This window comes from Streptomyces sp. NPDC002886, from assembly GCF_042888445.1.
Lineage (GTDB): Bacteria > Actinomycetota > Actinomycetes > Streptomycetales > Streptomycetaceae > Streptomyces.
In genome coordinates this window covers 191,974-213,809 of record NZ_JBIAPV010000007.1, presented here as the reverse complement: position 1 = coordinate 213,809, position 21,836 = coordinate 191,974, and the positions used below count along the sequence as shown (strand labels likewise).

Annotated in this window: 17 protein-coding genes; 8 read left to right on the top strand and 9 right to left on the bottom strand. The window is 69.1% G+C overall.

The annotated features are described in order from the left end of the window. Positions 1–102: 102 nt before the first annotated feature. Both murJ and ACFYYB_RS29080 read right to left on the bottom strand, forming a co-directional pair. The gene (murJ, locus tag ACFYYB_RS29085) at positions 103–2,280 is read right to left on the bottom strand and encodes a murein biosynthesis integral membrane protein MurJ (protein WP_389438696.1); all 2,178 of its coding nucleotides are present in this window, start codon (positions 2,278–2,280) and stop codon (positions 103–105) included. Positions 2,281–2,326: 46 nt separating this feature from the next. Next, positions 2,327–4,594 (bottom strand): DUF6049 family protein, encoded by a 2,268-nt coding sequence (locus ACFYYB_RS29080; RefSeq protein WP_389438695.1) that lies wholly within the window; start codon positions 4,592–4,594, stop codon positions 2,327–2,329. Between the two features lie 187 nt (positions 4,595–4,781). Between ACFYYB_RS29080 and ACFYYB_RS29075 the strand changes: the two genes are divergently transcribed. Next, positions 4,782–6,248 (top strand): CCA tRNA nucleotidyltransferase, encoded by a 1,467-nt coding sequence (locus ACFYYB_RS29075; RefSeq protein ID WP_389438694.1) that lies wholly within the window; start codon positions 4,782–4,784, stop codon positions 6,246–6,248. Between the two features lie 61 nt (positions 6,249–6,309). On the opposite strand, the gene ACFYYB_RS29070 is transcribed toward ACFYYB_RS29075, so the two are convergent. From ACFYYB_RS29070 to ACFYYB_RS29060, 3 genes are all read right to left on the bottom strand, one after another. Next, entirely contained in the window at positions 6,310–7,590 is a 1,281-nt protein-coding gene (locus ACFYYB_RS29070; RefSeq protein ID WP_389438692.1) for an MFS transporter, read from the bottom strand. Between the two features lie 105 nt (positions 7,591–7,695). After that, a complete protein-coding gene (locus tag ACFYYB_RS29065) occupies positions 7,696–8,778 on the bottom strand; it encodes an inositol-3-phosphate synthase (RefSeq protein WP_250738618.1) in 1,083 nt (360 codons plus the stop codon). Between the two features lie 49 nt (positions 8,779–8,827). Continuing rightward, on the bottom strand, positions 8,828–9,430 hold the full coding sequence (locus ACFYYB_RS29060; protein WP_267754528.1) for a PadR family transcriptional regulator: 603 nt from the start codon (positions 9,428–9,430) through the stop codon (positions 8,828–8,830). Between the two features lie 274 nt (positions 9,431–9,704). Between ACFYYB_RS29060 and ACFYYB_RS29055 the strand changes: the two genes are divergently transcribed. Both ACFYYB_RS29055 and ACFYYB_RS29050 read left to right on the top strand, forming a co-directional pair. Beyond that, complete coding sequence (locus tag ACFYYB_RS29055; protein WP_389438690.1) at positions 9,705–12,245, top strand: transglycosylase domain-containing protein; 2,541 nt, start codon at positions 9,705–9,707, stop codon at positions 12,243–12,245. Positions 12,246–12,349: 104 nt separating this feature from the next. Then, entirely contained in the window at positions 12,350–13,810 is a 1,461-nt protein-coding gene (locus ACFYYB_RS29050; protein WP_389438688.1) for a glycosyltransferase family 87 protein, read from the top strand. Between the two features lies 1 nt (position 13,811). Here ACFYYB_RS29050 and ACFYYB_RS29045 read toward each other — a convergent pair whose 3' ends face one another. The 3 genes from ACFYYB_RS29045 to ACFYYB_RS29035 all read right to left on the bottom strand — a co-directional run bounded on the left by ACFYYB_RS29045 (position 13,812) and on the right by ACFYYB_RS29035 (position 16,472). After that, entirely contained in the window at positions 13,812–14,843 is a 1,032-nt protein-coding gene (locus ACFYYB_RS29045; RefSeq protein ID WP_250738614.1) for an alanine racemase, read from the bottom strand. 66 nt (positions 14,844–14,909) lie between these two features. Beyond that, the gene (locus ACFYYB_RS29040) at positions 14,910–16,028 is read right to left on the bottom strand and encodes a peptidoglycan bridge formation glycyltransferase FemA/FemB family protein (RefSeq protein ID WP_243331146.1); all 1,119 of its coding nucleotides are present in this window, start codon (positions 16,026–16,028) and stop codon (positions 14,910–14,912) included. Between the two features lie 129 nt (positions 16,029–16,157). Continuing rightward, positions 16,158–16,472 carry a hypothetical protein gene (locus ACFYYB_RS29035; RefSeq protein ID WP_388501502.1) on the bottom strand — a complete coding sequence of 105 codons (315 nt, stop codon included), beginning with the start codon at positions 16,470–16,472 and terminating at the stop codon, positions 16,158–16,160. A 250-nt stretch (positions 16,473–16,722) separates the two neighbouring features. On the opposite strand from ACFYYB_RS29035, the gene rpsF reads away from it, so the two are divergent. From rpsF to rplI, 4 genes are all read left to right on the top strand, one after another. After that, a complete protein-coding gene (gene rpsF / locus ACFYYB_RS29030; protein WP_015034882.1) occupies positions 16,723–17,013 on the top strand; it encodes a 30S ribosomal protein S6 in 291 nt (96 codons plus the stop codon). A 72-nt stretch (positions 17,014–17,085) separates the two neighbouring features. Beyond that, entirely contained in the window at positions 17,086–17,691 is a 606-nt protein-coding gene (locus ACFYYB_RS29025) for a single-stranded DNA-binding protein (protein WP_327305763.1), read from the top strand. 43 nt (positions 17,692–17,734) lie between these two features. After that, positions 17,735–17,971, top strand: a complete 237-nt coding sequence (gene rpsR, locus ACFYYB_RS29020) for a 30S ribosomal protein S18 (RefSeq protein ID WP_005315025.1) — start codon at positions 17,735–17,737, stop codon at positions 17,969–17,971. 18 nt (positions 17,972–17,989) lie between these two features. Further along, positions 17,990–18,436: a 50S ribosomal protein L9 gene (gene rplI, locus ACFYYB_RS29015; protein WP_243331152.1), complete on the top strand. Its 447-nt coding sequence runs from the start codon at positions 17,990–17,992 to the stop codon at positions 18,434–18,436. Between the two features lie 144 nt (positions 18,437–18,580). Here rplI and ACFYYB_RS29010 read toward each other — a convergent pair whose 3' ends face one another. Continuing rightward, the gene (locus tag ACFYYB_RS29010) at positions 18,581–19,918 is read right to left on the bottom strand and encodes an MATE family efflux transporter (RefSeq protein ID WP_389438684.1); all 1,338 of its coding nucleotides are present in this window, start codon (positions 19,916–19,918) and stop codon (positions 18,581–18,583) included. A gap of 452 nt (positions 19,919–20,370) precedes the next feature. Between ACFYYB_RS29010 and dnaB the strand changes: the two genes are divergently transcribed. Next, positions 20,371–21,834, top strand: coding sequence for a replicative DNA helicase (gene dnaB / locus ACFYYB_RS29005; RefSeq protein WP_266882008.1), 1,464 nt, complete (start codon positions 20,371–20,373; stop codon positions 21,832–21,834). Positions 21,835–21,836 lie beyond the last annotated feature (2 nt).

The window sequence follows — 21,836 nt, the reverse complement described above, 5'->3', positions numbered from 1 at the left end:
CCCATCCGTTGCGCGCTGTCGGCCAGTCTGCGAAGCCATGCCAATTGTGCCCACAGTCCACCGATCTGCACGACACGCCAGAGGGGAGGAAGGTTGTACGCATCAGCGTCCCAGGCGTCCGCGGACCATCCCGACCATCGCGTTGAGTTCTTCGATCCGCATCCGCTTGGCGGCGACGAGGAACACGGCCGCCAGGGAGATGCCGCCGGCCACCAGGGCGGTGAGGGAGCCGAGGGCTCCGCTGCCGATGAAGTGCAGGACGGCGAAGGCGACGGCGCCGGCCACCGCGGCGGCGGGGACGCAGGCGCCGATGAGCCGGGTGTAGGTGCGCATCACGTGCGCCCCGTCGAGGTCCCCGCCGAGGCGGGTGCGCAGGCGGCGCCAGGCGACACCGACGCCCACGGCGTAGCCGAGGCCGTAGGCGGCGGCCATGCCGACGACGGCCCAGCGTGCGGGGAGCACGAAGAAGGCCACGGCGGACATGCTCGCGTTGACCGCGGCCACGATGACCGTGTTGTAGAAGGGCGTCCGGGTGTCCTCGTAGGCGTAGAAGCCGCGCAGGACCACGTACTGGACGGAGTAGGGGATCAGTCCGAGGCCGAAGGCCATCAGGATGAAACCGATGTTCTGGGCGCTCTGCGAACCTGAACCGGCGTACAGCAGACCGGCCATGGGGACGCCCAGAGCCAGGAACGCGAAGGCGCAGGGCACGATCGCGACGGCCGAGGTGCGCAGCCCGTAGGAGATGTCGTCACGGACGGCGGCGGCGTCACCGTCGTGGGCGGAGCGGGAGATGCGCGGCAGGACGGCGGTCATGACGGAGACGGTGATGATGGCCTGCGGCATCTGCCAGAGCAGCAGGGCGTAGTTGTAGCCGGTGATGCCGGTACCGCCGTGGCCCTGCTTGTCGGCGACCTCGCCCGCCCAGGTGGCGAGCTGGGTGACGACGATGAGGCCGAGCTGGTTGGCGAGGACGAAGAAGAACGTCCACTTGGCCAGGCCGGCGGCCTTGCCGAGGCCGTGGCCCTTCCAGTCGAACCGCAGGCGCGGCCTGAAGCCGGCGTCCCGCAGGTAGGGAAGCATCGCCAGGGACTGGACGACCAGTCCGAGCAGGGTGCCCAGGCCCAGCAGTCGCACGCCCTCGGGGGTGATGCCGGCCTCGGTGACGCCCGTGGTGGTGAAGCCGCCGAAGGCCCAGATGAAGGCGCCGAAGGTGGCGATGACGACGATGTTGTTGAGGACCGGGGTCCACATCATCGCGCCGAACCGGCCGCGGGCGTTGAGGATCTGACCGAGGACCACGTGCACGCCCATGAAGAACATGGTGGGCAGGCAGTAGTGGGCGAAGGCGACGGCGACGTCCAGCCTGGCCGGGTCGTCGGCGATCTTCTGCGACATCATGCCGATGAACAGCGGTGCCGCGAGGACACACACCACGGTGACGGCGCCCAGCAGGACCATGACGAGGGTCAGCAGGCGGTTGGCGTAGGCCTCTCCCCCGTCCTCGTCGTTCTTCATCGCCCGCACCAGCTGCGGAATGAAGACGGCGTTGAGGGCGCCGCCGCCGACCAGGACGTAGATCATCGTCGGCAGGGTGTTGGCGACCTGGTAGCTGTCGTTGAGGGTGGCGACGCCGATGGCCCCGGCGATCACCAGGGTCCGCATGAAGCCGGTGATGCGGGAGACGATGGTGCCGGCGGCCATCAGGGCGCTGGACTTGAGCAGGCTGGAGGCGCGTCCGGCGGGCTTGCTCGGTGCGGGGGCGGCCACCGGGGCGTCCTCGGCGGGGGTGCGCGGCGCCGCGTCCTGGTCCCGGTACAGGTGGGCGAAGGCGTCGGGTCGGGGGTCCTGGTCGGCGGCCTTGGTCACGAGGGAGTCCACACCGACGAACTGCGTGGTCGTCGCGTGGTCGCCGTAGGGCAGGTGCCGGGACGGGCCGTCCGGCTCGGGCGGCGGAGTCTGGGCCCATACCCGGGGGTCCGGGGCGTACGAGGGAGCCGCCGGGGCCGCGTAGAGCGGACCGGGCTCCTGGAAGGTGCCGGGCGGCGGGGGCGGGTGCGAGGCCCGGTCGTACAGGACCTCCGCCACCGGGTCCTGGGCGGAGAGGTCCTGCGCCCGGTACGGGTCGTAGGCGTAGGCGTCCTGGACATAAGGGTCGTGGTCCGGCGCTTGCGCGGGCGCGGGAACCTGTCCCGGCACCGGGGCGCCGGGGGCAGTGCCCTGGGAGGGCGCGGGCCCGCCAGTGCCCTGCGCACGGTCACCTTCGTACGGCGCGTTCATCGAAACCCCACCTCATCGTCCCCAGGCCGACCGGCCACGGCGTCGCTCAACGGTCCACTGTCTCACCCGTGCCGGACGGGTCCGCGCTTTGCGGTCCGGTGTCCGAGGACTCGTCACTCTGCTGCGTGCTCTCCTCCGCGGCGGCGCGTGCCGCGACACGCTTGCGGCTGGCGTACATCTTGATGCCGGCCAGCACGAGGAGGAGGACTCCGCCCGCGATGACGAGCATGACGGTCGGGGTCACCTCGGTGGCTTCGACGGTGAACTTGCGGGCCTTGCCGTAGGGCACGCCGTCGATGGTGAACAGCTGGGCCGTCACCTCGACCGGGCCGCTCGCGGTGGCGTTGGCGGGGAACTTCACGGTCTGGCTGTGCCCGCCCTGGATCGTGACTTTCTGCTGGGCCTCACCGCTGTCGCCGAACATCAGCCGGGTCGGGTTCGCGGACCGCAGCCGCAGGACCAGGTTGTGGGTGTCCTGGACGAGGCTGTTCTGGACGGTGACCGGGATGGTCGCGCTGTGTCCGGAGAGCGTCGCGTCGGACTTGGGGATGATCTTGACCTTCTCGGTGAGCCGGATCAGGTACTCCTGCACCTGGTCCCGGTACTCGCGCGCCGCGTCGGGGCGGCCGCGCCACGAGGAGGACATCTCCCGGTTGGTGGTGTTGCCGAAGGGGATCTCGACGCGGTCGGGCGCCGTCAGGATCACCTTGAAGTGGTCCAGGGTGGTCTCGGTGGTGCGGATCTTCTCGAAGGCGGAGACCGGCAGTTCCTGCTTGCTCAGCGCTTCGGGGTACTGGCCGGCTCCGGGTACCTGGGTGGCGGCACGGGGGTCGGGAGTCGCGGCGGCGGCCGCCTCCAGGTCCACGGCCTGGCTCCAGCGGCCCGACTGCAGACCCCGGATGGCGGCGGCCATCGTCTGCGCCTGGCTGGCGCTGGGCATCCGCTGCGGGGCGACGACGAAGCTGCGCTGGTTGTCGGTCTCCTGCAGGTTCAGGGCGAGGGACTGGGCGAGGAACTGCTGCACCGCGGCGGTGGAGTTCCCCGCGCGGAGCATGTCCCCGCGGAAAGCGGTGGACAGGTCGGCGTCGGCGACGACGGCCGTGGTGCCCGCGCCGATGGGCCGAGCGGCCGACGGGGTGTAGCCCAGGGAACCGGTCTCCTGGAGGCTGTCGCTGCGGGTGAGGACGTTGTGGGCGCCGGCCGACGTCGCGACGTTCACGATCGACGGGTCGATCGCCCCCTCGACGGGCCAGGAGAAGTCGGTGGTCGCGGGGACGTGCAGGACCGTCTCGACGGCGTCCTTCGCCTTGTCGGTGGCGGGCCGCAGCTGTCCCAGGGTGCCGGAGACGTCCTTGCCGCGGTGGGCGAGCGAGGCGATGTCCGGGTCCGCGAAGGGCAGTGCCACGACCTTCTTGCCCTGGACGGCGCTTTCCAGCGCGCTCAGCCACTGCTCGGCGATGGCCTTGTTCTTGCCCTGGACGGTCCGGCCGTCGGGGGTCCGGACCCGGTAGCCCTTGGTCATGGCGTCGACGGTGTAGAGCAGGTCCGGGTCGATCACCCAGGTGATCGGAAGGTCCTTGCCGAGAGCGACCATCTGCTCCAGGCGGCCACCGGGCCTCAGCTCGTCGGCGAGGCCGTCGTCGAGGAAGACGGGGGTCTGCAGCTCGTCCGAGCCGGTCTCCGAGGTCAGGTGCGTGGTGGAGATCAACGGCCAGACGTACGCGAGCTGGGAACGCTTGGCGGCGGCCTCAGGCTGCCAGGGCAGGAAGGTCCGCTTGATGCCGAGGACCTGCTCGTACTGGCGGCTCTCGGTCTCCCCGGACAAGGAGACGCCGAGCTGGTAGACGCCGTCCTCGTCCAGGTCCAGCTTGTTCACCGGCACCTTGAGGGTGAAGGGCTGGCTGACCTTGGAGGGCAGCGAATCGATCTTCACGGCGAATTCGGCGCCGACCTCCGCCGGGTCGGCGCCCGCCCGGAACGCGCCGCGCTCCGCGGCCTCGTCGATGGAGCTGCGGTCCCCCAGGGCCGGCCCGACCCGCAGGCCCACGTGCGCGTCGGTGATCTTCTCGGAGCCGTTGTTGACCACGGTGCCCGTGATGGTGAGGGTGTCACCCTTGACGGGGGCGGTGGGCGCCAGGCCGTCGAGCTGGATGTCGACGGCGGCTGCCGCCGTGTCGGTGGCCTGCGCTTCGGGAGCGTGCGAGTAGACCAGGCCGGCGAGTACCGGCGTCCCGGCGAGCAGGACGACCGCGCGCCGCAGCCAGCGTCGCCGGGCAGGAGCGGGCGCCCCCTGGATGTCTGCCGCCTCGGCCAACGCGCTCGCCCGTCCCTCGGAGTGTCAGTGGTCGTCGTTTGTGCGTCCACGCATGGTAACGAGGCCCGCTGTGCGCGAGTGCCGCGCCTTGCTCCACATGATCGGGGCCGCCCCGGAGCGGCCGTGGGCCGGGGTGGCCGCAAAACACGGGCGCTCATGGCGGGCCGGGCACGTACCCTTTTCTGTTGTGCCGAACGCCAACGAAGACAACCCCAGTGTCCTGAATCACGGGCAGGCCCGCGCAGTGAGCGAACTGCTGCGGATCGCCCCTGTCGCCGACGAGCTCGGCCGCCGTTTCCAGGAGGCGGGTTTCCGTCTCGCCCTGGTCGGCGGGTCCGTCCGCGACGCGCTGCTCGGGCGCCTCGGCAACGACCTCGACTTCACCACCGACGCCCGCCCCGAGGACGTCCTCAAGATCGTCAGGCCGTGGGCCGACTCGGTCTGGGACGTCGGCATCGCCTTCGGCACGGTCGGTGCGCAGAAGGCGGCCCGCGTCGGAGACGCTGATCGAACCTGGCAGATCGAGGTGACCACCTACCGTTCGGAGTCCTACGACCGGACCTCGCGCAAGCCCGAGGTCTCCTACGGCGACTCCATCGAGGAAGACCTCGTCCGCCGCGACTTCACGGTGAACGCGATGGCCGTCGCGCTCCCCGAGAAGGAGTTCATCGACCCGCACGGCGGTCTGGAAGACCTCCGGGCGGGGGTGCTGCGCACTCCTGGCACCGCCGAGGACTCCTTCTCCGACGACCCGCTGCGGATGCTGCGGGCGGCGCGGTTCGCCGCCCAGCTTGACTTCGAGGTCGCCCCGGACGTGGTGACGGCGATGACGGAGATGTCCGGCCGCATCGAGATCGTCTCCGCCGAGCGGGTCCAGGGCGAGCTGAACAAGCTCCTGCTGTCCGCGCACCCGCGCAAGGGCCTGGGCCTGCTCGTGGACTCCGGGCTGGCCGAGCACGTGCTGCCGGAGCTTCCGGCGCTGCGCCTGGAGAGCGATGAGCACCACCGGCACAAGGACGTCTACGACCACTCGCTGATCGTGCTGGAGCAGGCGATCGCGCTGGAGGAGGACGGCCCGGACCTGGTCCTGCGGCTCGCGGCCCTGCTGCACGACATCGGCAAGCCCCGGACCCGCAAGTTCGAGAGCGACGGGCGGGTCTCCTTCCACCACCACGAGATGGTGGGCGCGAAGATGACCAAGAAGCGCATGACCGCGCTCAAGTACTCCAACGACATGGTCAAGGACGTGGCCCGGCTGGTGGAGCTGCACCTGCGCTTCCACGGCTACGGGGACGGGGAGTGGACCGACTCGGCCGTGCGGCGCTACGTCCGCGACGCCGGTCCGCTGCTGGACCGTCTGCACAAGCTGACGCGTTCCGACTGCACCACGCGCAACAAGCGCAAGGCGAACGCGCTCTCCCGCACCTACGACGGGCTGGAGGAGCGCATCGCCCAGCTGCAGGAGAGGGAGGAGCTGGACGCGATCCGGCCCGACCTCGACGGCAACGAGATCATGCGGGTCCTCGACGTGGGACCCGGGCCGGTGATCGGCAAGGCCTACGCGTTCCTGCTGGAGCTGCGGCTGGAGAACGGTCCCATGGAGCACGACGCGGCGGTCGCCGCGCTCAAGGAGTGGTGGGCCGCGCAGGCCTGAGGGGCTCCGCGCCGCGATGTTTCACGTGAAACATCGCGGCGCGGAGCCGGTCGTACCGCGGTCAGGGCGATGTTTCACGTGAAACATCGCCTTGGCGCATGAGGAGTGCCGCGGTCGCGGCGTAGAGCATCGCCACCCCGAGGATCAGGGGGACGGAGTGCCCGTCGAGGGGGAGCACGAGAGCGGCCACCCCGGCGGCGCCGACGAAGGCGGCGTTGAAGAGCACGTCGTAGACCGAGAAGACGCGGCCGCGGAAGGCGTCGTCCACCTGGTACTGCACGACGGTGTCGGTGGAGATCTTGGCCCCCTGGGTGGCCAGGCCCAGCACGAAGGCTGCCGCCAGCATCGGTCCGGGCGCGAAGAACAGGCCGAGCGTCGGCACCAGCACCGCGGCGCCCGCGGCGCACAGGGTGATGGCGCCGAGGGCGCCCAGCCGGCCCACCAGCCAGGGAGTGACGACGGCGGCCGCGAAGAATCCGGCGCCGGAGACGCCGACCGTGACGCCCAGCAGCGCCAGCCCGTCGGACTCGTTGTCCGACCAGGCGTAGCGGCAGAGCATGAGCAGCGTGACGAACAGGGCTCCGTAGCAGAACCGCATAACGGTCATGGCGGTGAGTGCCCGGGCGGCCTCGCGCCGGGAGGCCAGGTGCCGCAGTCCCTCGATCAGGCCCCGCACGGTGAGGGCGATCCCCTGGCGGACCGTCGGGTTGATCCGGCCGGGAGGGTGGTCGGGCCCGAGCAGGTCCAGGGCCAAGCGCAGGGAGGCCAGGGCCGCACAGAGGTAGAGGCCGGATCCGAGGAGCACGACCAGGGCGTCGGACTCGTCGGCCAGGAGCCGGACGAGGAAGGCCAGGCCCCCGCCGACGACGGCGGCGAGCGTTCCCGCGGTGGGTGACAGGGCGTTCGCGGTGACCAGCTGACCGGGTGCGACGACCCGCGGCAGGGAAGCGGCCAGCCCGGCCAGGACGAAGCGGTTGACCGCGGTCACGGACAGGGCCGAGGCGTAGAAGAGCCAGTCGGGGACGTTCGCGACGATCAGCATGCCGGTGATGCAGGCGAGGAAGGCGCGCAGCAGGTTGCCGTAGAGGAAGACCTGGCGGCGGCGCCAGCGGTCCAGCAGGACTCCCGCGAAGGGCCCGATCACCGAATAGGGCAGCAGGAGGACCGCCATCGCCGAGGCGATGGCCGCGGGTGAGGCCTGCTTCTCCGGGGAGAACACGACATAGGCGGCCAGCGCGACCTGGTAGACGCCGTCGGCGGCCTGGGACAGCAGCCGTACGGCGAGCAGGTTGCGGAAGTCCCGCAGACGCAGGAGTACGCGCAGATCACGTACGACAGCCATGAGGGAAAGGGTCACACACGCGGAGGGTCCCCGGGCAATATGCCCGGGGACCCTCCGCGGAAGAACTGCCGAAGTCCAGGTGTCCTCGAGGACGCCGGGGTTCGACTAGCGCTCGACCTCGCCCTTGATGAACTTCTCGACGTTCGCGTAGGCCTCGTCGTCGAAGTACTGCACCGGCGGGGACTTCATGAAGTAGCTCGAAGCCGACAGGATCGGGCCACCGATGCCGCGGTCCTTGGCGATCTTCGCGGCGCGCAGGGCGTCGATGATGACACCGGCGGAGTTCGGGGAGTCCCACACCTCGAGCTTGTACTCGAGGTTCAGCGGGACGTCGCCGAAGGCGCGGCCTTCGAGGCGGACGTAGGCCCACTTGCGGTCGTCGAGCCACGCCACGTAGTCGGACGGGCCGATGTGGACGTTCTTCTCGCCGAGCTCGCGGTCGGGGATCTGCGAGGTGACGGCCTGAGTCTTGGAGATCTTCTTCGACTCGAGGCGGTCGCGCTCCAGCATGTTCTTGAAGTCCATGTTGCCGCCGACGTTGAGCTGCATGGTGCGCTCAAGTCGGACACCGCGGTCCTCGAACAGCTTCGCCATCACGCGGTGCGTGATGGTGGCGCCGACCTGCGACTTGATGTCGTCGCCGACGATCGGGACACCGGCCTCGGTGAACTTGTCCGCCCACTCCTTGGTGCCGGCGATGAAGACCGGGAGGGCGTTGACGAACGCGACCTTGGCGTCGATGGCGCACTGGGCGTAGAACTTCGCCGCAGCCTCGGAACCGACCGGCAGGTAGCAGATCAGGACGTCGACCTGGCGGTCCAGAAGGGTCTGGACGATGTCGACCGGGGTCTCGGCCGACTCCTCGATGGTCTCGCGGTAGTACTTGCCGAGACCGTCCAGGGTGTGGCCGCGCTGAACGGTCACGCCCGCACTCGGGACGTCACAGATCTTGATGGTGTTGTTCTCGCTGGCGCCGATGGCGTCCGAAAGGTCGAGGCCGACCTTCTTCGCGTCGACGTCGAACGCGGCGACGAACTCGATGTCGCTGACGTGGTAGTCGCCGAACTGGACGTGCATCAGACCGGGGACCTTGGCCGCCGGGTCGGCGTCCTTGTAGTACTCGACGCCCTGCACCAGCGAGGCGGCGCAGTTGCCTACGCCGACGATGGCTACGCGAACCGAACCCATTCCGGTTGCTCCCTGTTTGTTCTCGGACGAGGCCTGCGAGATGCAGACCTCACTTTGCAGTTTCGTCGGACGGACCGGGTCGTCTCTGATCCCGTCCCGCCCGCTCACTCTCGATGAGCTCGTTCAGCCAGCGCACTTCGCGCTCCACGGATTCCATGCCGTGGCGTTGCAGCTCGAGCGTGTAGTCGTCGAGCCGCTCGCGTGTGCGAGCCAGCGAGGCGCTCATCTTCTCCAGGCGCTCCTCAAGGCGGCTGCGACGGCCCTCCAGTACCCGCATGCGTACGTCTCGTTCGGTCTGGCCGAAAAAGGCGAAGCGGGCGGCGAAGGACTCGTCCTCCCAGGCATCGGGGCCCGTGTGGGAGAGGAGCTCCTCGAAGTGCTCCTTACCTGCTGCCGTCAACCGGTAGACGATCTTGGCGCGGCGCCCTGCGAGTGAAGCGGCGAGAGCGTCCTCCGGGGCATTGCCCGGCTCTTCGATCAACCAGCCGTTGATGACGAGCGTCTTGAGGCAGGGATAGAGCGTCCCGTAGCTGAACGCTCTGAACACTCCCAGCGAGGTGTTGAGCCGCTTGCGCAGCTCGTAACCGTGCATGGGGGATTCGCGAAGCAGGCCGAGAACAGCGAACTCAAGAATGCCTGAGCGCCTGCTCATCAGCTTGCCCTTCCCCTGCCTCGGAGTCTTTATGTCGAGCTGATGTATCGACTCGATACATCCAGACGATAGAACGGGTAGCCCTCCGCTACAAGTGGTGACACGGTGACCGGCGTCACATCGTCGATTTGGGTGAGGCAAGTTGCCTGATTTGGGGTGAACTTCGGCACTGAGTCGCTTTTGGGCGTGCGTAGTCTGTGCGCCATGACACCGGGGGGACCGGAACTCACCTGCCGCTTCCAGGCCACTCGCCTGCCCGAGGAGTAGTCGTTCGATGAGCGAGCACCGCCGCAAACCGCAACAGCCCCAGGGCGGCGGCCGCGCCGCCGCCCGCAAGGCCGCCCAGCAGCGCCCTTCCCGGGGCGCCGGGCGCGACGTCCCCACCGCGTCACCCAGCGGGTCGTACGGGCAGCAGCCGGGCCACGGCAGCCGGGCGGACGCCCGGAGAGCCGCCGGCCGCGCCCCGGCCGGACGGGCCCGCGGCGCCGCGGGCGCCGGCCGCCCGAAGCGGTTCGTCAACTACCCGCGCGGCGAGAAGACCGGCTGGCAGCGCTTCGTCCCCTCCTGGAAGCTCGTCTGCGGCACCGCCCTGGGCTTCTTCGCGATGATCACGGTGGGCGCCGGCATCGGCATCGCCATGGTGAACGAGCCCGACGTGAACAAGACGGCCAAGGCGCAGAACAACGTCTTCTACTGGGAGGACGGCTCCCAGATGGTCTCGACGGGCGGTTCCGTCAACCGCCAGATCGTCCCCATCGACAAGATCCCCAAGTCCATGCAGGACGCCGTGATCGCGGCGGAGAACGAGTCCTTCGACTCGGACAAGGGCGTCGACCCGATGGGCATCGCCCGCGCCGTGTGGAACATGGCCAAGGGCGGATCCACCCAGGGCGGCTCCACGATCACCCAGCAGTACGTGAAGAACCAGTACCTGGACTCGGAGCAGACGCTCAAGCGAAAGGTCACCGAGCTCTTCATCTCGATCAAGCTGGGTGTCAACGAGAAGAAGAGCGTGATCCTCGCCGGCTACCTGAACACCGCCTACTACGGCCGCGACGCCTACGGGATCCAGGCTGCCGCGCGCGCCTACTTCGGTAAGGACTGCGAAAAGCTCACCCCCTCCGAGACCGCCTTCCTGGCCGCCGTCCTCAAGGGCCCGAACCTGTACAACCCCGACGGCGGCATCGGCCCCCTGGCCACGCCGGAACAGAACACCAAGCGGGCGCAGGAGCGCTGGGAGTGGGTCCTGAACCGCGAGGTCAAGGTCGGGCGCATGCAGAAGGCCGAGCGGGACAAGTACACGACCTTCCCCACCTTCGTCGAATCCGCTCAGGCGGCCGGCATGTCCGGGCAGATCGGCTACCTCGTCGACACCGCCAACCTGTACCTGGCGAAGAAGGGCATCAAGGCCGAGGACCTGGCCAAGGGCGGCTACCGGATCCACACCACCTTCGACAAGAAGAAGGTGGACGCGCTGGTCAAGGCCGTCGAGAACACCCGCGACGGGCTGCTCGACGAGAAGAAGCGGCCCGAGACCGACACCTTCGTGCAGTTCGGCGCGGCCTCGGTGGACGTGAAGACCGGGGCGCTCGTCGCCTTGTACGGCGGTCCCGGCTTCGACAAGAAGCACTTCAACAACAACGCCAACACCTCCGGTGTCCAGGTCGGCTCGACCTGGAAGCCGTTCGTGCTGGCGGCGGCCATGGAGTACGGCACCCAGAACTCCAAGGGCCGGGGGATCTCGGCCGACAGCAAGTACCAGGCCAACGACCTCACGGTGATCAACAACCGTGCCGGCGAGCCGCTGCGCGACGGATCCGGCAAGCCGTTCCGGCAGAAGAACGAGAGCCCGACCGCTTACGGCTACGTGACCCTGAACGAGGCGATGGAGAAGTCCATCAACGTCCCCTTCGCACAGCTCGTCTTCGACGTCGGACACGACAAGGTGAGGGACGTCGCCGAGGCGACCGGCATCCTGCCGGACTCCATGGACCCGAACGCCAACGCCTCCTTCGCCCTGGGAACCTCGACCCCCAGCGCCATCCGGATGGCCAACTCGTACGCCACCTTCGCCGCCTCCGGCGTCCACCACGAGCAGTACTCGGTGACCAGCGTCCAGAAGTTGGGCAAGGACCTGCCGGACTTCGGTCCTCCCAAGGGCAAGCGGGCCATGGACGACTCGATCGCGGACAACATCACCAAGGTCCTGGAGAACGTCGTCGAGAACGGCACCGGTACGAAGGCCAAGAAGCTCGGCCGGGCGGCCGCGGGCAAGACCGGTACCACCGACAAGAACATGTCGGCCTGGTTCGTCGGCTACACCCCGGAGCTGTCCACCTCCGTGGCGCTGTTCCGCTCGGACCCGAGCGCGAAGAAGAAGGAACTGATCTCGATGAGGGGCGTGGCGGGCATCCCCTCCCTCCACGGTGGTGACATCCCGGCCGAGATCTGGACGAAGTACATGAAGGAGGCGCTGAACGGCGCCCCGAGGAAGGAGTTCCCGGAGCCCGAGGACATCGGAATCGTCGCGGACGCCTCCGGAGCCCCCTCGCCCACGCCGTCCCCCTCCCCGTCCCCCTCCCCCTCGCCGTCCCCGTCGAACTCGCCCTCCCCGAGCCCGTCCCCCAGCCCGAGCCCGTCGCGTGGCGGCAAGCCGACCTGCAAGCCGTGGGCCATCTGCAACCCGGACCCCAGCCCCAGCTCCTCCAAGTCGCCCTCGCCCTCACCCAGCAAGTCGAGCGGCGGAGGCCGGCCGGGCGGCGCGACGAACGGCGGCGGTGACGGCTTCCCCATAGGGGGCTCCACGGGAGGCTGACCGGCCGTCCCACGACACGGCAGGAGAGGGCCGTCGCACCGAGTGCGGCGGCCCTCTCGCACGCTGTCCTGGGAGGGGGCGGCGCCGTACGGCAGGATGTGCGCATGACGAAGGTGCACGAGGACAGCCCCGTACTGCCCACCCAGCAGGACGAGGTGGCCGCCGCGGGGAGCGAGCTCATCGGCGGCCCGCTGGGCCGCTACGCCCGGCTGGGCGGCCATTGGCTGAACCCGGTACGGGTCGTGGTCCTCGTGACCCTGGGGATGTTCGCGCTCGGCATGGCGCAGAAGCTGCCCTGCTACAACTGGGCGTGGTTCCGCGGGGCCGGCTCCCAGTACACCCACGCCTGCTACTCGGACATCCCGCACCTCTTCGTCGTGCGCGGCTTCGCCGACGGCCTCGTCCCGTACTTCGACCGGATCCCCGGCGACATGCCGTTCCTGGAGTACCCGGTGCTCACCGGGCTCTTCATGAAGGTCGCCTCATGGATGACCCCCGGCAGCGGCTCCATGCAGCACCGCGAGCAGATGTACTGGATGGTCAACGCGGGCATGCTGATGGTCTGCGCCGCCGTGATCGCGGTGTGCGTGGCCCGCACCCACCGCCGCCGCCCGTGGGACGCGCTGCTCTTCGCCCTCGCGCCCGGTTTCGCGCTGACCGCGACCATCAACTGGGACCTGATGGCGATCGCGCTGACCGCCGCCGCGATGCTCATGTGGTCGCGGAGCCGGCCGCTGGCCTTCGGCGTGCTGCTCGGCCTGGCCACCGCCGCCAAGTTCTATCCCCTGCTGCTCCTCGGGGCCGTGTTCGTGCTCTGCTGGCGGGCCGGGAAATGGCGTGCCTTCGGAGCGGCGGTCGGCGGCACGGTGGGCTCCTGGCTCGTGGTGAACCTGCCCGTCATGCTCTTCGCCTGGGAGGGCTGGCAGAAGTTCTACACCTTCAGCCAGGAGCGGCCGATCGACTTCGGATCCGTGTGGCTGCTGATCTCCCAGCGCTCCGGGAACCCGCTCGAAGACGCCAACACCTACGCGACGGGCCTGACGCTGCTGCTGTGCGCGGCCATCGGCCTGCTCGCGCTCACCGCGCCCCGCCGCCCCCGGTTCGCCCAGCTGGCCTTCCTGCTGGTGGCCGCCTTCATCCTGGTCAACAAGGTCTACTCGCCCCAGTACGTGCTGTGGCTCATCCCGCTCGCCGCACTGGCCCGGCCGCGCTGGCGGGACATCCTGATCTGGCAGACCGGCGAGGTCATCTACTTCCTGGGCATCTGGTTCTACCTCGCCTACACGACCAGCGGCGACAAGCACCAGGGCCTGCCGCTGGAGGGCTACCAGCTGTCGATCGCGGCGCACCTGCTGTGCACGCTCTACCTGTGCGCGGTGGTCGTGCGCGACGTCCTGCTGCCCGATCGGGACGTGGTGCGGCGCGACGGCTCGGACGACCCCTCTGGGGGCGTCCTGGACGGCGCGGAGGACGTCTTCACGCTCGCGCAGACGGCGAAGGCGCCGCAGGACGCGGCGCCTTCGGAGGGTCAGCGGGTCGACTGGGGCGTACGCCCCGGGGAGTGACTCAGGCGTCGAGCACCCGGTCGAACTGGGTGGTGGTGTGGCGCAGGTGCGCCACCAGCTCGTCGCCGACCTTGGGCTCGGGAGAGTCCGACGGCACGAACAGGATGGACACCTGCATGTGCGGCGGCTCGGCGAACCAGCGCTGCTTGCCCGCCCACACGAACGGCGACAGGTTCCGGTTGACGGTGGCGAGTCCGGCGCGGGCGACGCCCTTGGCGCGCGGCATCACCCCGTGCAGGGCCTTGGGGGCCTCCAGGCCGACTCCGTGCGAGGTGCCGCCGGCGACGACGACCAGCCAGCCGTCGGAGGCGGCCTTCTGCTGCCGGTAGCCGAACCGGTCGCCCTTGGCGACGCGGGTGACGTCGAGGACCGCGCCGCGGTACTCGGTCGCCTCGTGGTCGCCCAGCCACAGCCGGGTGCCGATGCGGGCCCGGAAGCGCGTCTGCGGGAACTGCTGCTGCAGCCGCGCCAGCTCCGAGGCCTTCAGGTGGCTGACGAACATCGTGTGCAGCGGCAGCCGGGCCGCGCGCAGCCGGTCCATCCAGCCGATGACCTCCTCGACGGCGTCCGAGCCGTCGGGGCGGTCCAGCGGCAGGTGCAGGGCGAAGCCCTCCAGCCGGACGTCCTCGATCGCCGAGTGCAGCTGGCCCAGCTCCTGCTCGGAGATGCCGTGCCGGCGCATCGAGCTCATGCACTCGATGACCACCCGGGCGCCGACCAGGCCGCGCACCCCGTCCAGCGAGGACACCGAGCGGATGACCCGGTCCGGCAGCGGCACCGGCTCCTCACCGCGCCGGAACGGGGTGAGGACGAGCAGGTCACCCCCGAACCAGTCCTTGATGCTGGCGGCCTCGTACGTCGTGCCGACCGCGAGGACGTCGGCACCCATCCGGGTGGCCTCCTCGCAGAGCCGCTCGTGACCGAAGCCGTAGCCGTTGCCCTTGCAGACGGGGATCATCCCCGGGAACTGGTCCTGGATCTGCTTCTGGTGCGCACGCCAGCGCGCGGTGTCGACGTAGAGCGTGAGCGCCATGCCCGTCCGGAGCCTCTCTCGAAAAGCTGCGTGGTGCAGCGGTGCGGTGTGTGTGGATGGAGCGGGTCAGCGACGCGACATGTAGATGTCGAGCGCCTTGTGCAGCAGCTTGTTGAGCGGGAAGTCCCACTCGCCGACGTACTCGACGGCCTCGCCGCCCGTGCCGACCTTGAACTGGATCAGGCCGAACAGGTGGTCGTTCTCGTCCAGGGTGTCACTGATGCCGCGCAGGTCGTAGACGCTTGCGCCGAGCGCGTAGGAGTCGCGCAGCATGCGCCACTGCATCGCGTTCGAGGGACGGACCTCGCGCTTGTGGTTGGCGGAGGCGCCGTACGAGTACCAGACGTGCTGGCCGACGGTGAGCATCGTGGCGGCGGCCAGCGGCTCCCCCTCGTGCGTGGCGATGTAGAGCCGCATCCGGTTGGGGTCCTCGGAGTTGAGGGCCGTCCACTGGCGCTGGAAGTAGCTGAGCGGGCGCGGGCGGAACTTGTCGCGCTCGGCCGTGACCTCGTACAGCTTCTGCCAGGTCGGCAGGTCCTCGTAGCCGCCCTGGACGACCTCGACGCCGGCCTTCTCGGCCTTCTTGATGTTGCGGCGCCACAGCTGGTTGAAGCCCTTGAGGACGTCGTCCAGCGAGCGGTTGGCCAGGGGGACCTGGAAGACGTACCGGGGCTGGACGTCGCCGAAGCCGGCGCCGCCGTCCTCGGCCTGCTGCCAGCCCATCCGGCGCAGCTTGTCGGAGACTTCGAAGGCGCGGGGCTCGATGACGGAGGCCTCCACGTCGCGCAGGCGCTTGACCTCCGGGTCCTGGATCCCGGCCTTGATGGCGGTCGAGTTCCAGCGGCGGATGACGACGGGCGGGCCCATCTTCACGGTGAAGGCGCCCTGCTGCTTGAGGTGCGCCAGCATCGGCTGGAGCCACTCTTCGAGATTGGGGGCGTACCAGTTGATGACCGGGCCCTCGGGGAGGTACGCGAGGTACCGCTTCACCTTGGGCAGCTGTCGGTACAACACGAGTGCGGCGCCGACGAGTTCGCCGGACTGGTCGAACCATCCGAGGTTCTCGGATCGCCACTCGTTCTTCACGTCGGCCCACGCCGGGACCTGGCAGTGGCTAGCCGAGGGCAGGCTCTGGAGGTAGCCCAGGTGCTGCTCTCGGCTGATGGTCCTCAGGGACAGGCTCATGCGGGGCGTCTCCTCGGCGGCTTCGCTGGCTATGGCGCGAAGCCTACTGCGACGGGGGCGCCACCCATCTGGGGGACAGGCCGGGCCTGGGCCGGTGGGAGGCCGGCGCCCCGTCGCGGAGGCACCCGGTCAGCCCAGCCAGCCGCCGAAGAGACCGCCGTGCGCCATGCCCAGGAAGAAGCCGATGGCCGAGGCTCCAAGGCCGATGATCAGTGCTGTGCGCTCGCGTGTCGTGGCGGAGATGAACTGGCCGTAGAGCCCGGTGACGATCCCGATCAGCCCGGTCCACGAGCTGAGCAGGTGCAGATGGTGGAAGAAGCCCGTGACGAACGCCACGGCGCCGAGGACCAGGGTGACGGCCACCAGGGTGTCCTGGAGCGGATGGGGCTTGCCGTCGGTCGCGAAGAGCGAGATGGAGGACTGAGGACGCATTGCCTGTGCCATCGGAAGGCACCTCCTGGCTGCAGCAGAGCGGTGCTGCGGGCTTCCTGCGGCAGGAACCGAAGGCATAGCACCGAGCACACCCGATGCATACAGATTGTGGCCTCCTGCTGCCGGATTTCAACCGGAAGGAGTCGAGGAGGTAGTCTGTACAGCTGCGCGGTGTCTGCTCTGCAGATGCCGTGCGCACGCATCACGACCCTCCTGCCACGGAACGACCGTGGCCGCTGAGTCCAAAGGAGGTGGGTTCCACATGCGTCACTACGAAGTGATGGTCATCCTCGACCCCGATCTCGAGGAGCGCGCTGTCTCCCCGCTGATCGAGAACTTCCTTTCTGTCGTCCGTGAGGGCAACGGAAAGGTCGAGAAGGTCGACACCTGGGGCCGTCGTCGTCTCGCTTACGAGATCAAGAAGAAGCCCGAGGGCATCTACTCGGTCATCGACCTCCAGGCCGAGCCTGCGGTCGTCAAGGAGCTTGACCGACAGCTGAACCTGAACGAGTCGGTTCTCCGGACCAAGGTCCTCCGCCCCGAGACCCACTGAACTTCGGTTCAGCGGTAATCGGGACCGAGTAGCACAGCAGCCCAGCAGCAATCCCCGCCGAGAGGTTCATCCATGGCAGGCGAGACCGTCATCACGGTCGTCGGCAATCTCGTCGACGACCCCGAGCTGCGCTTCACCCCCTCGGGTGCGGCGGTCGCGAAGTTCCGTGTCGCGTCCACTCCCCGCACCTTCGACAAGCAGACCAATGAGTGGAAGGACGGCGAAAGCCTGTTCCTGACCTGCTCGGTCTGGCGTCAGGCGGCTGAGAACGTCGCCGAGTCCCTTCAGCGGGGCATGCGCGTCATCGTGCAGGGCCGGCTGAAGCAGCGGTCGTACGAGGACCGTGAGGGTGTCAAGCGCACGGTCTACGAGCTGGACGTCGAGGAAGTCGGCCCCAGCCTGAAGAACGCCACGTCCAAGGTCACCAAGACCACTGGTCGCGGTGGTCAGGGTGGATACGGCGGCGGTGGCGGCGGTCAGCAGCAGGGCGGCGGCGGTGGCAACTGGGGCGGAGCCCCCAGTGGCGGCGCTGCTCCCCAGGGCGGCGGAGCACCCTCCGACGACCCCTGGGCGTCCAGTGCGCCGGCCGGCGGCCAGCAGCAGGGCGGCGGCGGTGGCGGTTGGGGCGGAAGCTCCGGCGGCTCCGGCGGTGGCTACTCGGACGAGCCGCCCTTCTAGGGCAGCTCGCACCCCCACTTCTTGATTTCACAGGAGAGACACAATGGCGAAGCCGCCTGTGCGCAAGCCTAAGAAGAAGGTCTGCGCGTTCTGCAAGGACAAGACCGCGTACGTGGACTACAAGGACACGAACATGCTGCGGAAGTTCATTTCCGACCGTGGCAAGATCCGTGCCCGCCGCGTCACCGGCAACTGCACGCAGCACCAGCGTGACGTCGCCACGGCTGTGAAGAACAGCCGTGAGATGGCACTGCTGCCCTACACGTCCACCGCGCGATAAGGAAAGGGTGACCGAATAATGAAGATCATCCTGACCCACGAGGTCTCTGGCCTCGGCACCGCTGGCGACGTCGTCGACGTCAAGGACGGTTACGCTCGCAACTACCTGGTCCCGCGTGGTTTCGCGATCCGCTGGACCAAGGGTGGCGAGAAGGACGTGGCGCAGATCCGCCGCGCCCGCAAGATCCACGAGATCGCGACCATCGAGCAGGCCAACGAGTTCAAGGCCAAGCTCGAGAACGTCAAGGTCCGTCTGGCCACCCGCGCGGGTGACGCCGGTCGTCTCTTTGGTTCCGTCACGCCCTCCGACATCGCCACGGCGATCGAGGCGTCCGGTGGCCCGAAGGTCGACAAGCGCCGCGTGGAGCTGGGCTCCCCGATCAAGACCCTCGGCTCGTACCAGGTCTCCGTGCGTCTGCACGCTGACGTGGCCGCGACCGTCGGCATCGAGGTCGTCGCCGCCTAAGGGCTGCGCATGAAGGGCCGCACCCCTGTGGGGGTGCGGCCCTTCTTCGTTGTTTCACGTGGAACAGAGCCGCCGAGCCGCTCATGTTTCACGTGAAACAACGGCTCGGAGCTCTTACGGGGGCTGCCTCGGAGCTCTTACGGGCTACCGCGTGGCCCCGGCGACCAGCCAGCGGCCCGAACGGGCACGCAGCTGGAGGGTGACCATCCGAACCAGCATCATCAGGGTCATGGCGCACCAGAGGGCCGTCAGACCGCCGCCCAGGGCCGGTACGAGCAGGGCGGCCGGGGTGAAGACCGCAAGGGTCAGGAGCATGGCCCAGGCCAGGTAGCGTCCGTCGCCCGCGCCCATCAGGACGCCGTCCAGGATGAAGACGATTCCGGAGACGGGCTGCGAGACGGCCACCACGAGCAGGGCCGGCAGCAGGGCGTCCTCGACGGCTGGGTCGCTGGTGAAGAGCGGGATGAACACCGGTCGGGCCGCGATCACGAGGAGTCCCAGGACGATGCCGGAGACGATCCCCCACTGCACCATGCGGCGGCAGGCGGCCTTGGCCCCCTCGGTGTCGCCCGCGCCGAGGTAGCGGCCGATGATGGCCTGCCCGGCGATCGCGATCGCGTCGAGCGCGAAGGCGAGCAGGCTCCACAGGGAGAGCAGGATCTGGTGGGCGGCGATGTCGGCGTCCCCGAGGCGTGCGGCCACAGCGGTCGCGATCAGCAGGACGGCCCGCAGGGACAGGGTGCGCACCAGCAGCGGGGCACCGGCCTGCGCGCAGGCCCGGATGCCCTCGGCGTCGGGCTTCAGGGAGGCGCCGTGCTTGCGGGCGCCCCGGACGACCACGACCAGGTAGGCGGCGGCCATGGCGCACTGGGCGATCACCGTGCCCCAGGCGGAGCCCGCGATGCCGAGGCCGGCCCCGTAGACGAGGGCGACGTTCAGGCCCCCGTTGAGGGCGAAGCCGCCGATCGCGACGTAGAGCGGGGTACGGGTGTCCTGGAGGCCGCGGATGACGCCGGTGGCGGCGAGGACGATGAGCATCGCGGGGATGCCGAGGGCCGAGATCCGCAGGTAGGTGATCGCGTACGGGGCGACGGTGTCGGAGGCGCCGAAGAAGGAGATCAGGGTGGGTGCCGTGGGGAGCACGACGGCGACGACGGCCGCACCGAGGAGCAGGGCGAGCCAGATGCCGTCCATGCCCTGCCGGATGGCGGCCTGGAGGTCGCCCGCACCGACGCGGCGGGCCACGGCCGCGGTGGTGGCGTAGGCGAGGAAGACGAAGATGCTCACGGCTGTGGTGAGCAGTGCGGCGGCGATGCCGAGACCGGCCAGCTGGGGTGTCCCGAGGTGCCCCACGATGGCGCTGTCGGCCATCACGAAGAGGGGTTCGGCGACGAGGGCGCCGAAGGCGGGGACGGCGAGGGCGAGGATCTCGCGGTCGTGCCGTCTCGGGGCAGCCTTCGGTGCGGTGGGGGCCTGTCTCATGTGCTCAATCTAATCTTCCACAGGTAATAGACGCAAGGCCTTTGGGATCCTTACCGATACGCCGATTCGAGCGTTCGCCCCACCTCGTTGGAGGCGATCTCGAGACAGTGGCGAAAAATTTTCTCCCCCACAGCCGGTGGAGGGGGAAATCCCAGGTCAGATGGGGTATCCGGGTGGGGCAGGTGATTTTGTCCACAGCACCGTCCCCCGGTCCGTGCACAGCTTCCGGGGAGTTACCCACAGCATTGGCGCCGTCATCCACACCTCATCCACACAGCCTGTGGATAACAAGATTGGCTGACGTCGCCGGCGGCCCTACCGTTGGTCGTTGTCCGACTCGCCGAGAGCCGATTCGGGTGCCCCAAATGTCAGAGCCGTGTCGTAGAAAGAGTGACACGGCAAGGTCCGCGTTGCGGACGGGAGGAGGCGGCCCGGTGAGCATGTCCGAGCCCATGGACGACCCCTGGGCCGACAGCGGTCCAGGTGACCGTCTGCCCGCCCGTCCGCGCCGCAACGGCGAAGGCCGTGGCCGCGGGGACGAACAGAGCGATCGGGGCCGTGAGGGCGGCTCCTGGGACGGCGGTGGCGGCGGCTTCGAGCGGGTCCCGCCCCAGGACCTCGACGCCGAGCAGTCGGTCCTGGGCGGCATGCTGCTGTCCAAGGACGCCATCGCCGACGTGGTCGAGGTGCTGAAGGGCCACGACTTCTACCGCCCGTCGCACGAGACGATCTACCAGGCCATCCTCGACCTCTACGCCAAGGGAGAGCCGGCCGACCCGATCACCGTCAGCGCCGAGCTCACCCGGCGAGGTGAGATCAGCAAGGTCGGCGGGGCCCCCTACCTGCACACCCTGGTCCAGTCGGTCCCCACGGCGGCGAACGCCGAGTACTACGCGGAGATCGTCCACGAGCGGGCGGTCCTGCGCCGTCTGGTGGCCGCGGGCACGAAGATCACGCAGATGGGCTACGCCGCCGACGGGGACGTCGACGAGATCGTCAACAGTGCCCAGGCGGAGATCTACGCCGTCACCGAGCAGCGGACGTCCGAGGACTACCTGCCGCTCGGCGACATCATGGAAGGCGCCCTCGACGAGATCGAGGCGATCGGTTCGCGCAGCGGCCAGATGTCGGGCGTCCCGACCGGCTTCACGGACCTGGACTCGCTGACCAACGGTCTGCACCCGGGCCAGATGATCGTCATCGCGGCCCGCCCCGCCATGGGTAAGTCCACCCTCGCGCTGGACTTCGCCCGTGCCTGTTCCATCAAGGCCAACCTGCCCAGCGTCATCTTCTCCCTCGAAATGGGCCGCAACGAGATCGCGATGCGCCTGCTCTCGGCGGAGGCCCGGGTGGCCCTGCACCACATGCGCTCCGGCACGATGACGGACGACGACTGGACCCGGCTGGCCCGCCGGATGCCGGACGTCTCCGCGGCCCCGCTCTACATCGACGACTCCCCGAACCTGTCGATGATGGAGATCCGGGCGAAGTGCCGCCGGCTCAAGCAGCGCAGCGACCTGTCGCTCGTCGTCATCGACTACCTCCAGCTGATGCAGTCGGGCGGCTCGCGCCGGCCCGAGAGCCGCCAGCAGGAGGTCTCCGACATGTCCCGAAACCTCAAGCTCCTGGCGAAGGAGCTGGAGGTCCCGGTGATCGCGCTGTCCCAGCTGAACCGTGGTCCCGAACAGCGCACCGACAAGAAGCCGATGGTCTCCGACCTGCGTGAGTCCGGTTCGATCGAGCAGGACGCCGACATGGTGATCCTGCTGCACCGCGAGGACGCGTACGAGAAGGAGTCCCCCCGGGCGGGCGAGGCGGACCTGATCGTGGCGAAGCACCGTAACGGTCCTACGGCGACCATCACCGTGGCCTTCCAGGGCCACTATTCACGGTTCGTGGACATGGCCAACACGTAGCA

Bases quoted from the DNA above. Each gene is read 5' to 3' on its own strand.
- murJ (WP_389438696.1), bottom strand. From the start codon at position 2,280: ATGAACGCGCCGTACGAAGGTGACCGTGCGCAGGGCACTGGCGGGCCC.
- ACFYYB_RS29070 (WP_389438692.1), bottom strand. From the start codon at position 7,590: ATGGCTGTCGTACGTGATCTGCGCGTACTCCTGCGTCTGCGGGACTTC.
- ACFYYB_RS29065 (WP_250738618.1), bottom strand. From the start codon at position 8,778: ATGGGTTCGGTTCGCGTAGCCATCGTCGGCGTAGGCAACTGCGCCGCC.
- ACFYYB_RS29060 (WP_267754528.1), bottom strand. From the start codon at position 9,430: ATGAGCAGGCGCTCAGGCATTCTTGAGTTCGCTGTTCTCGGCCTGCTT.
- ACFYYB_RS29055 (WP_389438690.1), top strand. From the start codon at position 9,705: ATGAGCGAGCACCGCCGCAAACCGCAACAGCCCCAGGGCGGCGGCCGC.
- ACFYYB_RS29050 (WP_389438688.1), top strand. From the start codon at position 12,350: ATGACGAAGGTGCACGAGGACAGCCCCGTACTGCCCACCCAGCAGGAC.
- ACFYYB_RS29045 (WP_250738614.1), bottom strand. From the start codon at position 14,843: ATGGCGCTCACGCTCTACGTCGACACCGCGCGCTGGCGTGCGCACCAG.
- ACFYYB_RS29040 (WP_243331146.1), bottom strand. From the start codon at position 16,028: ATGAGCCTGTCCCTGAGGACCATCAGCCGAGAGCAGCACCTGGGCTAC.
- ACFYYB_RS29035 (WP_388501502.1), bottom strand. From the start codon at position 16,472: ATGGCACAGGCAATGCGTCCTCAGTCCTCCATCTCGCTCTTCGCGACC.
- rpsF (WP_015034882.1), top strand. From the start codon at position 16,723: ATGCGTCACTACGAAGTGATGGTCATCCTCGACCCCGATCTCGAGGAG.
- ACFYYB_RS29025 (WP_327305763.1), top strand. From the start codon at position 17,086: ATGGCAGGCGAGACCGTCATCACGGTCGTCGGCAATCTCGTCGACGAC.
- rpsR (WP_005315025.1), top strand. From the start codon at position 17,735: ATGGCGAAGCCGCCTGTGCGCAAGCCTAAGAAGAAGGTCTGCGCGTTC.
- rplI (WP_243331152.1), top strand. From the start codon at position 17,990: ATGAAGATCATCCTGACCCACGAGGTCTCTGGCCTCGGCACCGCTGGC.
- ACFYYB_RS29010 (WP_389438684.1), bottom strand. From the start codon at position 19,918: ATGAGACAGGCCCCCACCGCACCGAAGGCTGCCCCGAGACGGCACGAC.
- dnaB (WP_266882008.1), top strand. From the start codon at position 20,371: ATGGACGACCCCTGGGCCGACAGCGGTCCAGGTGACCGTCTGCCCGCC.